This window comes from Streptomyces sp. NPDC043176 (assembly GCF_056436715.1).
Window position 1 is genome coordinate 97866 of record NZ_JBWKCA010000002.1, and the last position, 17075, is coordinate 114940.

At 71.8% G+C, this 17075-nt stretch carries 15 protein-coding genes; 5 read left to right on the forward strand and 10 right to left on the reverse strand.

Annotation, left to right across the window (positions count from 1 at the left end; genetic code table 11):
- The first annotated feature begins 5 nt into the window (after positions 1–5).
- Complete coding sequence (locus AC067A_RS03105; protein ID WP_478613739.1) at positions 6–827, forward strand: SPDY domain-containing protein; 822 nt, start codon at positions 6–8, stop codon at positions 825–827.
- A gap of 224 nt (positions 828–1051) precedes the next feature.
- Here the strand turns inward: AC067A_RS03105 and AC067A_RS03110 are convergent, their stop codons facing one another.
- The gene (locus tag AC067A_RS03110) at positions 1052–1747 is read right to left on the reverse strand and encodes a hypothetical protein (RefSeq protein ID WP_478613742.1); all 696 of its coding nucleotides are present in this window, start codon (positions 1745–1747) and stop codon (positions 1052–1054) included.
- A gap of 79 nt (positions 1748–1826) precedes the next feature.
- Positions 1827–2270, reverse strand: a complete 444-nt coding sequence (locus AC067A_RS03115; protein WP_478613744.1) for a hypothetical protein — start codon at positions 2268–2270, stop codon at positions 1827–1829.
- A gap of 293 nt (positions 2271–2563) precedes the next feature.
- Here AC067A_RS03115 and AC067A_RS03120 point away from each other — a divergent pair, with 293 nt between their 5' ends.
- Positions 2564–2941 (forward strand): hypothetical protein, encoded by a 378-nt coding sequence (locus AC067A_RS03120; protein WP_478613747.1) that lies wholly within the window; start codon positions 2564–2566, stop codon positions 2939–2941.
- Positions 2942–3117: 176 nt separating this feature from the next.
- Positions 3118–6741: a hypothetical protein gene (locus AC067A_RS03125; protein WP_478613750.1), complete on the forward strand. Its 3624-nt coding sequence runs from the start codon at positions 3118–3120 to the stop codon at positions 6739–6741.
- Positions 6742–6818: 77 nt separating this feature from the next.
- Here the strand turns inward: AC067A_RS03125 and AC067A_RS03130 are convergent, their stop codons facing one another.
- Together AC067A_RS03130 and AC067A_RS03135 are read right to left on the reverse strand one after the other, a co-directional pair.
- Entirely contained in the window at positions 6819–8549 is a 1731-nt protein-coding gene (locus tag AC067A_RS03130) for a relaxase/mobilization nuclease domain-containing protein (RefSeq protein WP_391074129.1), read from the reverse strand.
- Positions 8546–9172, reverse strand: coding sequence for a hypothetical protein (locus tag AC067A_RS03135; RefSeq protein WP_391074132.1), 627 nt, complete (start codon positions 9170–9172; stop codon positions 8546–8548). The genes AC067A_RS03130 and AC067A_RS03135 overlap by 4 nt, the downstream gene beginning before the upstream one ends.
- Before the next feature lie 26 nt (positions 9173–9198).
- Here AC067A_RS03135 and AC067A_RS03140 point away from each other — a divergent pair, with 26 nt between their 5' ends.
- Positions 9199–9399 carry a hypothetical protein gene (locus tag AC067A_RS03140; RefSeq protein ID WP_391074135.1) on the forward strand — a complete coding sequence of 67 codons (201 nt, stop codon included), beginning with the start codon at positions 9199–9201 and terminating at the stop codon, positions 9397–9399.
- A gap of 108 nt (positions 9400–9507) precedes the next feature.
- Here AC067A_RS03140 and AC067A_RS03145 read toward each other — a convergent pair whose 3' ends face one another.
- The 5 genes from AC067A_RS03145 to AC067A_RS03165 all read right to left on the reverse strand — a co-directional run bounded on the left by AC067A_RS03145 (position 9508) and on the right by AC067A_RS03165 (position 13686).
- A complete protein-coding gene (locus AC067A_RS03145) occupies positions 9508–9699 on the reverse strand; it encodes a hypothetical protein (RefSeq protein WP_190044128.1) in 192 nt (63 codons plus the stop codon).
- Positions 9696–11285 (reverse strand): hypothetical protein, encoded by a 1590-nt coding sequence (locus AC067A_RS03150; protein ID WP_391074139.1) that lies wholly within the window; start codon positions 11283–11285, stop codon positions 9696–9698. Before AC067A_RS03150 ends, AC067A_RS03145 begins: the two co-directional genes overlap by 4 nt.
- A complete protein-coding gene (locus AC067A_RS03155; protein WP_190044130.1) occupies positions 11282–11923 on the reverse strand; it encodes a WhiB family transcriptional regulator in 642 nt (213 codons plus the stop codon). The genes AC067A_RS03150 and AC067A_RS03155 overlap by 4 nt, the downstream gene beginning before the upstream one ends.
- Positions 11924–12082: 159 nt before the next feature.
- Complete coding sequence (locus AC067A_RS03160) at positions 12083–12799, reverse strand: zinc finger domain-containing protein (RefSeq protein WP_478613758.1); 717 nt, start codon at positions 12797–12799, stop codon at positions 12083–12085.
- Positions 12800–12801: 2 nt separating this feature from the next.
- A complete protein-coding gene (locus AC067A_RS03165) occupies positions 12802–13686 on the reverse strand; it encodes a helix-turn-helix domain-containing protein (protein ID WP_391074146.1) in 885 nt (294 codons plus the stop codon).
- Positions 13687–14534: 848 nt separating this feature from the next.
- Here AC067A_RS03165 and AC067A_RS03170 point away from each other — a divergent pair.
- Complete coding sequence (locus AC067A_RS03170) at positions 14535–15476, forward strand: quinone oxidoreductase family protein (protein ID WP_478613763.1); 942 nt, start codon at positions 14535–14537, stop codon at positions 15474–15476.
- Positions 15477–15562: 86 nt separating this feature from the next.
- On the opposite strand, the gene AC067A_RS03175 is transcribed toward AC067A_RS03170, so the two are convergent.
- A complete protein-coding gene (locus tag AC067A_RS03175; protein ID WP_391074152.1) occupies positions 15563–16840 on the reverse strand; it encodes a helix-turn-helix transcriptional regulator in 1278 nt (425 codons plus the stop codon).
- Positions 16841–17075 lie beyond the last annotated feature (235 nt).

A 17075-nucleotide genomic window follows, 5' to 3' on the forward strand; every position in this document is an offset into this window, starting at 1 on the left:
AGCCCTTGGAGGCGCCGCTGTACCCCGAATTCCCGCTCGACCCGTCCACACCGCCCGGCGGACAGCCCGCGTTCTGGGTCGGCCCCCGGCACCTGGCCGGCGACGACGGGCGCCTCTATGACACCGTCGCCGACACGCTCTCCGGCCTGGGCTGGTCGAGCCTGACGATCGTCCGCGGTCGCCACGAGCCAGACGAAGCAGACGAGGACCGCCAGGTCCTGCGCAGCACCGTCCTGCACATCAGCCCCGACACCCTCCGGTGGGCCCAGTGGAGCCTGGCCGACGAGCCGTTCTACCTGGGGGAACTACCGATCGCCTGGCAGGTCTCCGCCCGCGCGGACACGAGCAGTCCGCTCGCTGGGTGGTCGGCCTACTTCACCCCCGACGTCCCCGGCGAGGCCGTGGCCGACTTCCTCGTCGCGCTCGACGCCCGCGACCAGCCCGTCGTGCCGCTCGTCGGCCCGGACGTGGTCCTCGACGCTGTCGCCTCACACGGATGGCTCCGCGACATCGACCAGCCCCAAGGGGCATCGACGGACCCGACGTTCACCTCGCATCTCAGCCTCGGCGAGGTGCCGCCCCTCATCCAGGACGGCGACCCGCGCGCCCTGACCACCAAGGCCGACGAGGCTGGACCGCCTGGGTGGCAAGCGTGGGCCGAGCCCGCGCTCGGCGCACCATGCCTGTGGGTGGCGTCGTTCGGCAGCAGCGTTCCGCACGACCTCGTCGCCGCGTTCGCCGGCTCCCTCAGCTCGACCGCCCCAGTCCTGCGACGGGTTCTGCCCAAGGCCACCCAGGAGCGGCTCCTCCGCGCACCTGCCGTCTAACGCCTGCCGGCCCCCTCTCGCCCGACGCACGTAGCCCGGCCTCCCTCTGGGAGAGCCGGGCTACTTGCTGTTCGGGCCGGAACCCACCTGCACACGATGCTGTCCCCCGGCGTCGAGGTCGACGCAACAGGTCGGTGTCGGCCCGAGCGGCACGCACTGACGGTGGGTAAACGCGCGGATGCCCCCGACCGTCAGAGTCGGGGGCATCCGCGTATCGGGGCCGGTCAGCTCGTCGCCGTGGCCTTGGCGAGGGCCGTGTCGAGGTGGCGGTCGACCAGGGCCGGCGAGCCGGAGACGATCAATAGCAGACTGCCGTCGCGGATCGCGGTCTGCTTCACCACGGTGCTGCGGCCTCCGGCGGAGAACGTCAGGAGCTGGCTCCACTGCTCGTCACCGAGCCCGTGGGGCGCGGGCAGCTTCTGCGAGGCCATGTCGATCGGGGTCCCACCCGCGACGACCTGATAGCTCGGGCAGCCCGTCATGGCGTCGAAGATCCGGCCTATGCCGTCGGACAGCTTGATCGCGCTGTCGCTGTACAGCTCCTCGGAGACCTCGGAGGTGCTGCCGGCGTAGGTAAAGGTGGCCTTCGCCTTGTGCGGGAAGGACAGTGTGCCGCCGGTCGCAGCGTCGCCGCCCAGCTCGCTCAGGGCCGGGCAGCCGACGACGGTGATGTCGTCGTGCTGCGCGGGGCGCTCCGGCCTGCGCACGTAGTCGCCGCCGAGGTCGCCCTCGTCGAGCAGACGCGTCTTCAGGACGGCCGAAGACAGTAGAGCGCCGTTCCGGTCGGAGCGGGCCGGCTTCCCGGCAGGGGCGGAGGAGGCGGTGTCGGACTTCGTGCCGGCGGCGCCGCTGGAGCACGCGGGCACGGCGAGAAGAGCGGCGGTGATGCCGAGGGCGGTGGTGGCGACGCGAACGCGCATGACGGAACTGACCCCTTGGTGCTAGGCGGCGGGTGGTCAGTGCGGGCCCGCGGGCCCGGTGGGGTTGTAGGGGTGGGGGTCAGTGGCCGAGGTGCCGCAGGCAGTCCTCGAACGTGGCGTGCGTCGCGTCCGCAGGCCCGGCGCTCCGGTTGTACCAGGCGGTGTCGAGACGCGTCTCCTGCTGCTGGTGCCCCGCCTGGCAGCGTAGCCAGATCTGGTCGCGGGTGGAGAGGACGAGCCAGTCCCGGTACGCGCCGCACTCGACGCAGGTGACCATCTCGTCGTCGAGGACCAGCGGCTGCTTCCAGGGCATCATCCTGCCGTCGAGCTGATCGTGGCTGGGCACCCGCAGTTCCGGCGGAAGGAAGTCGTCCACCGCGACGGCCGGTTCACCGCGCTCGGGCTCGGCCGGCTGCCCCCCGATTCCTGGCGGGACCTGGTCCCGCAGCCGCGCCGACAGCTCGAAGAACCGGCGCTGAGCCTCGCTGGGCTCCGCCGCCCGGCGGCGTATCCGGTGAAACACCCTGACGTCCTCCTTTGCCTCGTCCTGCTCGCGTCATGATCGTCCCCCACGCCCCCGGGAGCTTCAATTCACAAAGTCACCAGTCACGCCCCGTGAACCCGGGAGGTATTTCCCTGCCGCCCGCACCGAGGAGTCTCGCCCCGGGGGCACTCATAGATGGCACGCATTTGGCATGCTGTCAGACGAGTGATTCTCCTTCTTCGGGGAGACCCACAGGTTGTTACAGCAGTTCGCCCAGCCCGGGCTGTGAGGCCGCGGCCGGGCGCGAAGTATGCACAGTTGGGGGAGAGGGAATGGCTCAGCCGACGGCAGCGGTGGTCGCGGTGTCCGAGATGGCGGTGGTCCGGGCATTGGAGTTGGCGGGCAACCGCCTGTTGGGCCGGAACGGCCGGAGCGACCGAGGCACCCTCCAGCGTATGGCCCCTTGGGACCGACACTCGTTCTTCCGCGTGACCGGGGAGGAGGCGGACAGAGTGCTCGCCGGCGTCTGGGAGGCTCCGGCCGCGCGTGGGGTGCCGGAGGAGCTGCTGCGGGTACTGGACACCTACGTCCGGCTGCTCCTGGCGTCCGGCCACTCCTTGCACCGCTCCGACCTGATGCAGATGCTGTCGAGGATGCCCCAGCAGGTCGTCCTGCCCTGGGAGGCGGACGAGGCGTTCGTCACTCCGTGACCAGCACCGAATCGTCCGCCAGTCACCGATCGCCTCTACCTCATCGCCGCAGACGGCGCGGCCTGCTCGTCGAATTTGCGCAGTATTACTGGGACCGATCGTCGTCTCGGCCGGACAACTCCCGGCGTCCGCTGTCCGGCCGATCATGCTGCCCGTTGGGGTGCTAGCGTGGCCCAGTGGCACCGAATGGAGCTCCTGGAGCGGAAGTTGACCCGTCCCGGCTGGCCGACGGCTCGCACACTGCTACGGCCCTCTCCGAGCTGGGAGTCAATGGTGAGCGCGCACTGGCCCATTTGTGCACCGCCGCGCAGATGCTCCAGGAGCCCGAGCGCTGGCCCAGGCCGTTCGAGACCGTCCAGGCGTCCTGCCGATCCGCTCTGGATGCGCTCCTCAAGGAAGCCGGGGAGGACTTCGAGGGTCTGGTCGATGCCGAGAAACAGGTCATCAACGAGGTCGGGGGCCTTCTCAAGCAGGCCGGGAAGCAGGGGCAGACCCCGCTGGGCAAGTTGCTCGAAGTTCTCGACGCCGCCGACGTGCCGGACACCTTGGAGCCGAAGGCCGGTCTGGGAGCGCAGGTCGAACGGCTGATCCGCATCCCCAAGCCATATCTGCCGGTTCTGCCCGACCCCCGTCCGGAGTACGAGGCGCTCCGCGAGCTCCTTGACCTGGTCAAGAAGCTGCCGGCGCTACCCGCCGACGGGGATGACCAGCGGGCAGTCCTCGAGATCCTGCGCCGCGTGCGGCAGGCCCGCCAGGCGTCCGGAGCGGCCGAAGAGGCTGCCCGGCCGGACGGTCTCGACGGCCTGCGGAACGCGTGGGCCTACCGGGAGCGCGAGAAGCAGATCGGCGGCGGTTTCCGGCGGCGCCAGCTGGCGAACTTCGTCACCCAGCGACACGGCACCGTCCCCGGGGACGGCGAGGAGGAGGCGTTTCGGGCCTGGGCGAAGTTCTACCAGCGCACCTCCGGCACCCTTCACGGCGGCGGAGCCGAGGACGAGGCGAGCACCCGCCGTCTCTTCGCCGACCTCCTGGCCCACGTCGAGCAGCTCCTGCTCGACCTGCCCGCCTTGGCCCCCCTGCTGGTCCGGCTCGCCCGGACCGAGGCGCCAAGCGCCGAGGACGCCGCCGCCGTGGCCGCTTTCCACCAGCCCCGCGCGATTAGGTGGTTCTTCGCCAACGCCATCAGCACCGCCTGGCTCGACCTGATCAGTACGGCGCGGCTGCTGCCCCAGGCGGAGCACTGGCCGGCCCAGCCGTACCTGGAGCGCGTCGCGCAGGCGGATCCGCAACGGGCCCTGGATTGGCTCCAGCTGTACCAGGGCGCCTTCACCGGTGTGGACCCGGCGGTGCGGGGCGGCCTGCTGCGGGTGGCTCGCGCCATCGGTAGGGCCTCCGCCCCCTTGGTGCGCGCCCTCCTGGACCAAGACGGCACCGTGGAGGTGCTCTGGCACCAGCTGGTGGTGTGGCTGGTCGACATCCCGACCGGCGAGCGGGATGTCGACTGGGTGGAGACGGCCAAGCGGGTGCTGCTGTACGTGGTGGAGCACCCTGCCGGGCAATACTGGGAGCTCCAGGCCCTGCTGAGGGAGCTCCAGTGCGCCGCGTACGGCCCGGACGGCACCGTGGAGGCGGTCGCGTTGCGGGCCGTGCGCTCCGCAATGAAGGCGGTCGTCGAGGCTGCCGTGACGTCCGGGGTGGAGCGGGCGGACCTCGACCTGGCGGACGACCTGCGCCAGGGCGTCGCGGCCGACGACTTCGGCGGCGCTTCCGCCACTCGGATCGCGGTCCGTGCCCGCCTCGACTTCGCCCGTACCGAGTTCCAGCACGGCGTCACCCTGGCCGAGCGCACAGGCGGATGGCAGAGCCTGCCGGGACCGTCCCGGTGGGCGGACCGCGTGCTGGCCGCGCACCTGCTGGAGGCCCTCCCCCAGCAGCACGACGACTCCGAGGCATCCCAGAGCTGGCTCGCAGCCGCCCGCGGCCTCCTGACTCGCCTGGGCGACGTCAAGATGGTCGGCGTCGACACCGTCGACCTGGTCGCCACCTCCCTCGACCGTTGCCCGCCCGATGCCCTGCCGGAGCTGGAGGAAGAACTCGCAGCCGCGCTCGGCCCGGCCCCGACCGGGGCCGCCATCGACGCGGGCCGCAGCGCTCTGGCCGACTGGACTGTCCCGGCCCCGGCGGGCTGGTCCTTGGCGTGGTCGCTGTCCCCAGTACTGCCCGCCTCGGTGCTTGCCCCGTGGCGGCCCGTCGTCGACGCGGTGACCTCCCTGCTCGGGCCCGCTCCGGCCAAGCCGCTGCCGCGCTTTCGGATCGTCCCCTACCTCGACACCCTCACCGCCGCAGGACAGGAACTCGCAGCCGTGGCCACCAGCCAGGGCGCGCCGGTCGCCGCCGCGCTCCTGCCGCAGCGGCAGCAGACCGGTTCCCTGTCCCCGGACTACACCCGGATTGTCCTGGGCCAGCTCGTCGCCACCGAGCCGGCCCTGTGGGCCGCCGACGTCCCCGCGGTCACCGCGGCCCTCGCGGACCACGCTCTGCAGCAGGCATACCTGGCCGCGCTGCGCACCCTGCTGAACGCCGACCCGTGCCCGCTCCCGGACCACGAGGCCACCACGAGGGCCGTCATCGCGGCGCTGTGGGACCTGCTTGGCGTATCCGGCGTCGAGGCCCCGGTCCGGCTGCAGGCGCAGGAGACCCTGTGCCTGGCGCTGAGCAAGGCGTGGACGCACCACATCGGCCTCGGGGATATTTCGGTTGCGCTCACCGGCTGGCTGGATACGGCCGTCGCCGCCTGGACCGAGCCGACCACTTCGGTGGCCGACCTGCTGTCGGTCGCGCACCAGGAGATCGGCGGCCTCGCGCTCGACGCCCTCATCCGATACGGCCTGACGTTCGCCGTGGCCCCGGCCGAACTCACGGCAGCCGTTGAGACCCTTCTCGACGGCATCCTCGACGCGGGATCTGACGGCCGCGCCTTGGCCGTCATCGGCCAACACCTCCCCGCTCTGATCCAGCACGCGCCCCGCTGGACCGACCGGCACCAGGCCGATCTCTTCGACCTCGACAAGACGTTCGTCCCCGCCGTCATCGGGATCAACTCCCGGCGGAGCATCGACGCGGCTGGCATGCGAATCCTGCAGCACCTCGACCCGATCAAGCTCGCCGCCTACCTGGCCCGCACCAACGGCGACGACACGACACACGCGCCGCTCTGGGCATACTGCGCGGCCCTGCTCCTGGCCAGGCCAGCCGACCTCGGAGGCCGACCCGAGTTCCTCGCCCTCCTCAGCACCTACGACGGCGGCCCGGCAGCGATCTCCCGGCTGCTGGGCGACGCCGAGCGCCTCCTGCCCCGCACCGCCACCCCGGAGAGGGCGTCGGACATCGAGCACGGCGTTGAACTGTGGCGCGGCGTTCTCGCGCTCGACCTTCCCGGCTCAGCCGGCCACCTGCACGACGCCGGGAACTTCGCCTACACCGCAGCGCTGGACGACACGGTGTGGCTGGAGTTGACCGCCCAGACCCTTCAGCGCACCACGGACATCACCCGCATCACCGCCGTGGCACGGCGCGCGGCTCGGCATCCAGGTCGCGAAGCCGCCCACCAGATTCTCGCGGTCCTCGTGGCTGCCGATGCCCCCGACGACTCAGCCAGGGCATCGTTCCACATCACGGAGATTAAGAACGCGGGCATCGCGTTGTGGCAGACATCCCAGCCCGGCACACCGGGCCGTACGGAGCTCGGCCATGCCCTCGCCCGCCACTACGACTTCCTAGAGGGCGCCGTGGAGGAGTGAGGCGGGGAAGCCACTCCACTGCCCGAACCGCACATGGGCGAGCGCAAGCGGTCCGCCTGGGTGCGGACCGGGAATGATCACCGCCCGCGGCGCCGGCCGTCACGGCCCTGTGCGGTGCCGGGCGTACGCGACTGCGACGACGTATGGGTCGTGGAGGTGCCGGGGACGGGCTGGGCGGAGGCGTCGGCGGGAAGGCCGGCGGCTCGCCGAAGTCGCCACACGAGGACGTCGCTGAGCGAGGCCGCGCTGTCCAACTCCCGCCGGCCTGCTGCATCGCTGAGCAGAACGGCGGGGTCATGCCCGGCGGCCTCGGCGTCGGCGAGAGTGGCCGCGAGCGCGGGCCAGCCCGCCTCGGCGAGGATCTGCTCGGCCAGCTCAGGCACGGCCTGGCGCACGACGATGGTGTGGCGGCGCTGCAGCGGGAGGGGGAGGAGCTGGCCGCGCTGGTGGAGGGCGGCCATGGGCTGGCCGGCGGCGGCCTGGTAGGCGGCGCGCAGGTGTTCGGCGGCATGGCGGGCGGCCTCGGCCTGCTGGGCGTGCTCCTTTTTGCCGTGCCAGGCCGCAGCAGCGGTGACGAGGAAGAACGCCATGTCGATGAGCATCGCGGTGGTCGCGCCGTCTTCCCCGCGGCCGAGGGCTGGGCCGCCGTGGACGAGGTCGCGGGCGGCCTGTCGCAGGGCGCGGTCGTGCCCGCGTACGGCACGGACGTGGGAGCGGGAGGCCCGCTCGAACGCGAAGGCCGCGTCACGGAGTTCCTTTCGGGTGTGGGCGGCGGAGGTTTTGGCGAGGGCGTCCAGGATCTCCCCGGCCGCCGCGATGTGCGCGGCGATCAGCCCGTCGTCGGAGTCGTGGTCGATCACCAGCACCGCCTGCCAAGCCGCGGTCGCAGCACGGCGACGGGCCATGGCCGGGCCGGTATCCGGGGGATCGGCGGGCTGCTCCGTACCGGTGTGGCCCTGATCGGGTGCGGCCGGAGTGGTGAAGCGTTCGCGGATGCGGGGCAGCGAGAGGTCGGGGGCGAGGCGCGCGCCGGGGTAGAACACCGGCTCGCCGTCCTTGTTCCGGTCGTCGGGCAGCGCGACCTTGTACCCCAGGAGGTCCCCGGAGGGCGCGGCGCGCTTGCGGATCAGGAGGCCGGCGCCAGCGAGCCGGTCGAAGAACTCCTCCTCGCTGGTCGCGCCGGCCACCGCACGCCGTACCGTCTCGCGCAGTTCTTCGCGGGCAGTGCGCTCACGGCCCTGGCGCTCGGCCTTGTGGCGTTCGGCGCTGGTGGGGCGCTGCGCAGCCGTGCCGTCCCCGGGCGCGACCTCGTGGAGCCCGAGTTCCTTCTCGATGAGCCGGGCTTCGGCCTGGGCGCGGGCGCCGGAGCGGTAGTCGTCGGGCCGGTGGCCGTCCTCGGTCACGAGGGTGGCGACGATGTGGATGTGGTCGTCCGCGTGCCGTACGGCGGCCCAGCGGCAGCCGGGCTGTCCGTCGCCGGGGTCGATGCCGGTGGCGGCGACGATGCGGCGGGCGATGTCGGCCCACTCATCGTCGGACAGGATCCGGTCGCGCGGGTCGGCGCGGACGGAGGTGTGCCACACGTGTTTGGCCGGTCGGGCGTGTTCGGCGAGGGCCATCACGGGCTGGTCGAGGAGCTGCTGAAGGTCCTTGAGAGTGGCGTTCGGGTCGCGGCCGGGGTCGGGGGACATGCCGTCGAAGGAGGCCACGAGATGGGGGTCGGTGTGTTCCTCGTGCTTGCCCGGGCCGTAGAGGTAGGACAGGAGCCCGATGGTCCGGGAGCCCGAGGAGTTGACGCTGGGGATCATGAGCTGCGGCGTTCGATCAGTCGCGTGGCGGCTTCGTGCGCGGTGTCGGCGGCCCGCCGTACGGCGGCGATGGCCGCCTCGAGCTGGGGCGCATCCGCACCGGAGTTGAGCGCTTTGACCGCCTGGTTGAGGTTGCTGCCGGCCCAGCCGAGCCGACGCCGGCTGTCGAATAGGGCTGTGATCACTTCGCGCTCGTCCGCGATCTCGGCGCTGGTGCGGTCGAGGTCGCGGGCGGCGGCGAGCGCGGAACGGGCGAGGAATCCGGCGACGGACAGGCTGCACCGGGCGGCGGCGGACTTGATCAGGGCGAACTCTTCATCGTTGAAACGTGTGTTGGGCTGGTGTAGACGCTTCTTCTCGGGCGGCTGGCGCGGGCGCTGACGGGCGCGGGCGGCGCGCTCTCGGCGTGTGCGGCGATCGGTCGGCTTCTCCTCCTGCCCCGACTTCGACCCGCCCTCGGTCGAAGTCGGAAGGACCTGCGCCCCCCGGTGCAGGTCCTGCCCCGCGCCCTCTGGGGCGGGTTCGGCGGAAGCTACGCTTCCGCCCCAACTTGCTCGCCCCAAGACCGAGTTGTGGTCGGGAGCAGGTTCCGGGGTGGTGCCGTTCTGGGTGGGGTACGTCATCGGGATTCGGGCCTCGTGGAACGGATGTGGAGCTGGATGGCGGCGGCCAGTTCGAGGACATCGGCCGGTCCCGCGAGGACGCGGACTGGTCCGTCGCGATGGCCCTGGACGAGCCACTGGCCGGTGGGCGCGAGAACAGCGGCGTGTACGAGCCGCCGGCGGACCAGGACGTCCGCCCAGGCGCTGGCCTCGGCGACCGTGGCCTCGGCGACCGTGGGCTCGGATGACCGAGGAGAAGGCGGAATCACGGCGTACCTCCGTAAGCGGGGCGGTGGCCCGGCGCGAGGCCGGGCCACCCATGGCGGCTAGGGGCGCTGAGCTGGGGCTTTGCGGGCTCAGCCGCACTCGGGGCAGCGCCCGACATGGCCACTGAGGGCCCGGGCCATCCGCTGCTTCGCCGACGCGGCCTGCTTCGCGCTGGACTTCGCCGCCGGACTGCCCTCGTACCGCTTGGAGTGGGCGAGCATGAAGCCGATCTCCCGCTCGTACTGCGTGCGGATGGTGGTGAAGTAGTGGCAGGTCTTCATCGGGCATTGCTCCTTGTCGTCGTGGTGTCGATGCTCCGCAGCTCCTGGAGGACGAGGCTCAGCCGGTCGTTCCGGCCACCCTTCAGTCCCTCGCGGCGGAGGATCTCCCGAAGCTGGACTCGGGTGATGGCCGGGTTGCCGTCCCGTTCGAGCAGGGCGGGGACGTGAGGGAGGACCTGCTGGACGAGCTGGTCCACCGACTGCTCCGACTCCCGAGACGGGCGCTGCGCCTGCGGGGCGCGGGGGCGACTGCCGCGCTGACCCTTGCCCTTGGCCCTGGTCTTCGAGCTCGCCTTTCGCCGGAGGGGGACCTTGTGTCCCCGGTCCCCGGTGGGCTCGGTCCCCGTGTCGGTGTCGGTCGGTCCCCGGTCCCCGGTGGGCTCGGTCCCCGACTCGGCGCCCCTCGGTCCCCGATGCGAATCATCCGTCTGAGCAGGCACTTCGGCAGCAGGACCGTCGGTCCCCGCGCCGTCGGTGGTCCCCTCGCCGGGGTCCTGTGCGACGGGGACGGTCCCCGGGGCGGCGCTCACGTCTGGGGACTTGGTCCCCGCGTCATCGCCCTCGGTCCCCGCCGCTGGTGGTGCGCTGACGTCCCAGTTCTCGGTCCCCGGTCCCCCCGGGAAACCCGGTCCACGGCTCCCGTCCTCCGACTCGCCGGGACTGCGGGGACCGGCCACGGGGACCGGTGCTTCCGGCATCTGCTGCGCGGGGACCGTGGCAGCCGCGGTGGTGGTAAGCCCCGGGGACCAGGGAGACGGGAGCGGGACCGTGGCGAGGGCGAGCGCGTGCCGGCGGGCGGCGAGCTGGTCGAGCAGCTGCGTGCGCTGGAGGGGGTCGGTGCCGACCGAGGCCCTGGCGACCGCCTTCGACAGCCGTCGGGCGAGCCGCCGGCCTCGCCAGTCCTCCCGCCGCTCGGGGGCGCGCTCGGCGAGGCGGGCGGCCAGGTCGACCGCGCGGGCGGTGGCCCGGTCGCGGGTGATCTGCGCGGCGTCGCGGTCGCGGGCGGCGATGCCGAGGCGGGACAGCAGCCGTTCGCGTGCCTCCCGCCCCAGGGCGGCGAGCAGCCCGTGGGAAGCGGCACCAGGGGTGTGAAGACGCAGCTCGATTCCCATGGCGAGGTGCCACAGCATGGCCGCCATGACCGGGCCGACGAAGGCCCGGACGGTGCCGCCGACGGGACCGCTCTCGGCGTAGGCGGGGATCACCTGCACTCCGGTGATCACCCAGACCAGGGTGCCGGGCAGACCCGGGGCGCCCTGCGCGGCCAGGTTCTGCCGCGCCATCAGCGCGGTCGCGAAGAGCGCCAGTTCGGCGGCGGCGAACATCCCGGCACGCTCGGCGGTGCCGGCCATGTCGAGGTAGTCGGCCGCGAAGCGCCACGAGGTGTCGGCGCTGTAGGCGGTGCAGCCGAGGGCGGCGAGGGCGGCGACCTTGACCGCCGGACCGCCGACGCGCTTCTGCGGGCGGGCTCCCCGGCGCCGGGCCGTCCAGGCGACCAGCACCAGGGCGAAGGCGGCGGGGACGCCGGCGACGAGGAGGAGAGGGAGGTCCGGAGCGGCACCCAGGGACAGAACGGGGTGGGTCATGCGGCCTTTCCGAAAGAGGCGGGCGTCGCGGTCGACGCTGCCTGGCGGGATACCGGCTGTCGGGTGCCGGGCTTGGTGGTCATGTGGCGGCCCGCGGCTGGAGCGGTCTTCTGCCGGTTCTTCTTGGGCCGGGGCACACCCTGGCGGCGGTCGCGGTCGAGCACCTTATTGGCCGCCTGCCGCAGCAGGTCACGGGCGTGCTTGGGGCTGATCTGCAGGCCGGCGGCGAGCCGGTCGGGCCGCCAGCCCCGGACATAGGCGTGGTCGACGACGACCTGGCGCTCGGCCTCGGTCAGGTGGACGTCGCGTCCCTGGAAGAACGCGATCACGCGCCGGTAGTCGAGGCGCTGGGGCAGTCCGTCGTGCCACGGGCGGCGTTCGGCCTCGGTGAGCCCGCCCCAGATGCCCTCCTTGAGGACGTTCTCGAGCGCGTAGTTGAGGCAGTCGCTGCGCACCGGGCACCAGCCGCACAGCTCCTTCGCCTCGGCGATGGCTTCGTGGTCCCGGGGGAGCGGGAAGAAGATGGCGTCGGCGTCCTCGACGTCCATGCCGTGGCAGGCTCCGCGGGTGTGCCAGCTGGTGTCTGCGATGCCGCGCAGGCCGGTGGCCGGAGCGTCGTGGGTGGTGATGTGGCGCAAGGGGGTTCTCCGATGTGCTGCCGCGCCGAGGGGCGAGGGCGGTGCTCGGCGGGTACGGCGTCGGGTGGCGGCTGCGGCGCGGGAGCGTGCGCCGCAGCCGAGGAGGGACGGTGGTGGCCGGCGGTGCACCGAGAGGGGTGCACCAGCCGCGGACGCCGGTCAGACCATGGCCGGCTGCTGGGCCTGCTGGGCCTGCTGGGCCTGCTGGGCGGCGGCGAGGTCGAGGCGGCCGGGATGCGGGGTGGCACGCGGAGCTGTTCCGCGTACCCCGTCGTCGGGACCGATCCGGCGCCGACGGCACGGCTCACCGGGCTGCGCCAAGCACCAGCCGCAGCGCACGCCGAGAGGGTCAGGCTGGCCCTGCGCGATGGCGGCCTCCCGTGCGGCCCGGGCGGGCCGGTAGGGCGCGAGAGCGGCTCGGGCGGTGGGCGGTATGCATGAGCCGATCTCCCGCAGCCGGGCCTCCAGCCGTGGGTCGATCCCGCTACGCCCGCTGGTGATCGCCCTGGCCTGCGCGGGCTGCGCGAGGCCGGCGGCGACGGCGCGGCGGGCGCCGGCCAGCGCGGCGGTCCAGGCGGCCTGGTCGTCCGGGTCGACGGACGGCGTGGGGTCGGAGTGCCTCGACAGCCGGTCGCGCCGGTAGCTCTCCCAGGGACGGGCCACGTCCGCGGGCAGGATCTGGTACGGCGAGGTCCGGATGTGCTGGCGGGCGGCTACGCGGGCATCCCAGCCGTGCGGGGTGGCCATCGGCACGTCGCCGAGCAGCTCGTGCCACTGCGCGAGCTGGTCGCGGGCCTCACCCGGGTCGGTGCGGATGGTGCGGGGGTCGAGTCGACCGATGTAGGCCAGCAGGGCGGCGATTTCGCGGCGGTCCACGGTCAGCCCTCCGTTCCGGTCGGCTCGTCGAGGGCGGCGAGAAGGGCGGCGGTGTGGGCCTCGGCCCGCGTCATACCGCCGGGGGCGGCGGAGGCCCCTCCAGGCACGGCGTAGAGGTTCGGGCGGCTGAGGGCGTGCTCCCGGGCGATCCAGGAGCGCCAGTCGGTGGCCCAGGCATCCGCCGGCCTCGGTTTGAAGGCCGCCCGGTGAGCACGCCACTTCGCGTCGGCCGCCCGCAGGCCCTCCTGGCCGAGCCGGTCGAGGTGTCCCTGCTCGCGGGCCCAGGAGTGGGTGGCGGGGTCGACCTGCCACTCGCTGGCCGAGATGACGGCAGCACCACTGCTGTACCTACGGTTCAAATCAGGTTCACTACGGTTCTGTGTACCGGTTTCCGGTACATCGCTGTGCCGGTTTCCGGTACGTCGGGGTGCCGGTTTCCGCCGAGGTCTGCCGGTTTCCGGTACTGCCGGAATCCGGTCCCTCGCGGGGGATTCCGGTACCTCACGCGGCCGGATTCCGTACCGCCGCAGGACCGAGACCCGGAGGGCGGGGGCGGCCTCGTGCTCGCCCACCTGCGCCTGGTCGGCATCCTCGTCCTGGGCGGTCTCTGCCGCGGCCTGGGCGGCGAGGGGGAGGCGGTAGACCGTGCTGCGCTGCGGGCCCGTGAGGTCGTCGAGCTGCTCCAGCTCACCGGCATGCACCAGGCGGTCGATGGCCTCGCGCACCGTGGAGACGGAAGCGCGCGTGCGCTTGGCCAGGCTGGACAGAGAGGCCCAGGAGACGCACTGCTCGTCGGCCACCCGGTCGGCGATCGACAGCAGGACCAGGCGCGCGGTCCCCCGGCTGGAGCTGTGCTCCCAGACCCACTCGCGGGCTTCGCTGCTCATCGGCCGCTCCCGGTGACGGGGCGGAGCCGGTGGTTCGCCGGGGCGGGGGAGGCGGGCTCCGTCGCGGTGCGTGAACACGCCGGGGCGGAGGTGGCTGCCGCGCAGGCCAGGCGGAAGGGCCTTTTACGCAGGGCAGGAGGCATGTGATACTCCTCGTTGCAGTGTTGCCACGCTGATGCGCCCCTCGGAAGGACTCAGCGTGGTGATGGTGGGCAATCCCCGCCCTTGCCGGGGCGGACATGCCACTTAGCGTTCGGCGTCTGGGAGTTCCTGCTCCCGGGCGCCGTCGCTGTATGCAGACCTACACGGTCTGGTCGGTGCGTATCTCGTTCCTCACGACGCGGTGCCGGGCGGGCTGCCCGGAGGACGACGAACATACGCAGGGACCCGCGGCAAGATCCAGACTTGGTTCTTAAACTCTGTAGAACTTGTTGCCCCATCAGTTGCCCCATCAGGTGCAGGCGCCGAAGGCGCAGCCTGCACTGCAGAGAGATCGTTTCCTGGCGGGGCAGCGACGACGCCCGTCATTCGCCCTGGGGAGTGGCCTCTCCCGGACTCCGCCACCTTTTGCCTGGGATTAGCGCCCTGACGGGTCGCGCGGTGGGCGCTGTCCGGTGTGCGGGCCGCCACAAATTGCGCCACGTGCAATTTAGCGGAAGTGATGCGGCTCACTGTGAGAGTTGTTTCCTGTCCGTAGGGCTCTAAGAATTGAGGTGGAATTTATGCCTGCCAGGCCCTGCGCGTCAAGGGTGGTTTAATGTCTCCGGAATTTGCGCGTGGCGCAATTCATTCAAATTGCGCGTGGCGCAATTTCGTCGAATGATCTTGAAGTGCTGAGAGGCGAGAAAGTGCGGGCTGTCACTATGCCCAGCCACGGCGGCCCGGAGGTCCTCCGGCTCACGGAGGTCCCTGAACCAGAGCCGACGGCCGGACACCACAGGGTCGAGGTCCTCCAGGCGGGGGTGAACTACGCGGACCTGCATGTGCGAGAAGGGGACTACCTGGCCGGTGTCACGCTCCCGTACGTCCCTGGCAACGAAGTGATGGGCTACAGCGACGGGCGGCGGGTGGTGGCCCTGACGCGCGGCGGCGGATATGCGCAGGTGGCCTTGGCCCACCGCCGCTCCACGATCCCGGTCCCGGACGACATCGACGACGCCACGGCGATCTCGTTGACCCTCCAGGGCAACTCGGCCTGGCACCTGCTGCACACCGTGCTGCGCATCAGCCCGGGGGAGACTGTGATCGTGCCCGCAGCCGCCGGCGGCGTCGGGTCCCTAGCAGTGCAGCTCGCCAAGCGGGCCGGAGCCCGCGTGGTGGCCCTGGCCGGCACGGACGCCAAGCGAGCTCTGGCCCTTGGCCTCGGGGCAGATGCCGTCGTCGACAGCACCTCGACAAGCCTGGCCGTAGACCTGAAGGAGTCGACCCATGGCGCAGCCGCCGCGGCGTTGGAGATGACAGGCGGCGACACCCTCCATGCGACCCTGGAAGCCCTGGCACCCATGGGCCGGATGGCGGTCTACGGAAGCGTCAGCGGCATCGAGACCACGATCACCACCCGCGACCTCATGGCCACCGGCAAGACGGTCAGCGGATTCTGGCTCCCCCTGCTGTGCGGGCATCGGACCGCGCTGCGCGACTCCATGACCGACCTCTTCCAGGCCGTACGGGACGGGGAACTCGCCGTCCCGGCGCCCATCGTGTACCCGCTCACCGAAGCGGCTCGTGCGCACGAGGACATGGCGGCCCGCCGAACCACCGGCAAGGTCATCCTCGACCCCGCTGCCTGACTCGGCTCGGTATTCGGCGCGGCTCGGACCCCGGTGCTCCGCCCCCACGAGGGGAGGGGCGAGGCGCGAGGTCGAGCTCGCTGCCGTCAACCGACCGGCTCGTCCAGCTGCTCGCGCAGGTCACGCAGAACCACCAGGCGCTCCGACAGCTCGGCGATCATCGTGTCCAGCTCACTGCCGGCCTCTCCCGCGGAGGCCGGCAGTGTTGTGCGCAGAAGCTGCTGGTACTCGCGCACCACGCCCCGGCGGGACGACTGCGGCACGAGACGGCTGAGCGTCGCCTCCACGGAGAGCGAATTCACCCGCCACCCGCCACCGTCCTGCCGATACGCCCATACCACGGCCCCGTCCTGCGGGTTGAGCGTGAGACGGCACCCAGGGCCGGCCAGAGCGCTCAGCTCCGGCAGGTCGATCGCCCCGTTGCCCGCGAGCGCTGCCGCGTCCTCCGCTGAATCAGCCCACCCGGCCTGCGCCCAAGAGGCGTCCCCGATCGCCTCGGAGCCTCCGCCCCCGCCCGCTGACAGCGCATTCGGCTGCTGTACGGATCCGGGCTGTAGCTCGTGCTCGCTGCCGAGCCAGGTGATCACCACCGCCCGCAGGTCCGGGTGGCCGGCCGGGAAGAGGAGGTGCGAGACGACTTCGACCTCCTGAAAGTCGAACCGTGGCAGGCGCATGCGGAATCGGTTGCCGTCGCGATGGGCGACCACATGGGGGCTTTCGTCCCACAGCCGACGGCAGTCCGGGTCCTCGTAGATCTCGCGCAGCAGGGAGGTCATGAAGCGGTCGGCCTTATGGCGCGCCAGGAACATGCGGATCATGGCCAGGTACACACGGGCATGATCTTCCCAGCCCACGTACTGCTTGCGAGCGTCCGGGTGCAGCAGAGCCCAGCGCATCAGGTTGGCGTCCGGCTCGACGACCCAGGGGTACCAGTCCGCCATCGCCCGGTTATAGGCGATCATGGACCAGCGGGCATCGGTCACATAGGCAGGGTGGGGCATCTGCTGGTCCAGCAAGAACTGCAGGGTGCGTAGCTCCGGAGGCTCGCCCTTCGGCCTGGCCCGACCGATCAGAGCACCGCCCGGGGTGTAGTACAGAAGCGTCTGACGCTCGTCCGGCCCCAGATGGAGCCGCTCGACCAGCTTCTCGACCGCGTCATGGGGAAGGCGGGGAACCGCGCCCCGTTCCAGCTGCCCATACCACTTCTCGGACATGCCGATGGCGTGCGCCACCTCTGCCTGAGGGATCGCCCGACCACGTCCCTCCCTCAGCCCCGCAGCGAGGCGCCAGGCCCGGAGCAGACCGGCCAGCCCCATCAGCTCTTCCGGGCCGAGTTCTCCCTCGTCGCTTTCTCCGAGACTCATGCGGCACCAGCTCCCATCACGTGCCGCCAGCTTGAGGCAGCCCGAAGGAGGCGACAACTCGAGTCACGCCGGCAGGGGCGCGAGGCCCCTCTCCTGCAGAGTCCTCCCGGACCGGTAGTCGTGTTCCGGTAGCTGTGTTCCGGTACTCCAGTTCCGATTCCGCCCTGAGAACGTGTGCGAGCAGGAGACGGAGACGGGCTTTCCGTCCCTGAACTTGCACGTCGGGCACCAATCA

Bases quoted from the DNA above. Each gene is read 5' to 3' on its own strand.
- AC067A_RS03120 (WP_478613747.1), top strand. From the start codon at position 2,564: ATGGCTCAGCCGACGGCAGCGGTGGTCGCGGTGTCCGAGATGGCGGTG.
- AC067A_RS03175 (WP_391074152.1), bottom strand. From the start codon at position 16,840: ATGAGTCTCGGAGAAAGCGACGAGGGAGAACTCGGCCCGGAAGAGCTG.
- AC067A_RS03130 (WP_391074129.1), bottom strand. From the start codon at position 8,549: ATGATCCCCAGCGTCAACTCCTCGGGCTCCCGGACCATCGGGCTCCTG.
- AC067A_RS03165 (WP_391074146.1), bottom strand. From the start codon at position 13,686: ATGAGCAGCGAAGCCCGCGAGTGGGTCTGGGAGCACAGCTCCAGCCGG.
- AC067A_RS03110 (WP_478613742.1), bottom strand. From the start codon at position 1,747: ATGCGCGTTCGCGTCGCCACCACCGCCCTCGGCATCACCGCCGCTCTT.
- AC067A_RS03150 (WP_391074139.1), bottom strand. From the start codon at position 11,285: ATGACCCACCCCGTTCTGTCCCTGGGTGCCGCTCCGGACCTCCCTCTC.
- AC067A_RS03135 (WP_391074132.1), bottom strand. From the start codon at position 9,172: ATGACGTACCCCACCCAGAACGGCACCACCCCGGAACCTGCTCCCGAC.
- AC067A_RS03145 (WP_190044128.1), bottom strand. From the start codon at position 9,699: ATGAAGACCTGCCACTACTTCACCACCATCCGCACGCAGTACGAGCGG.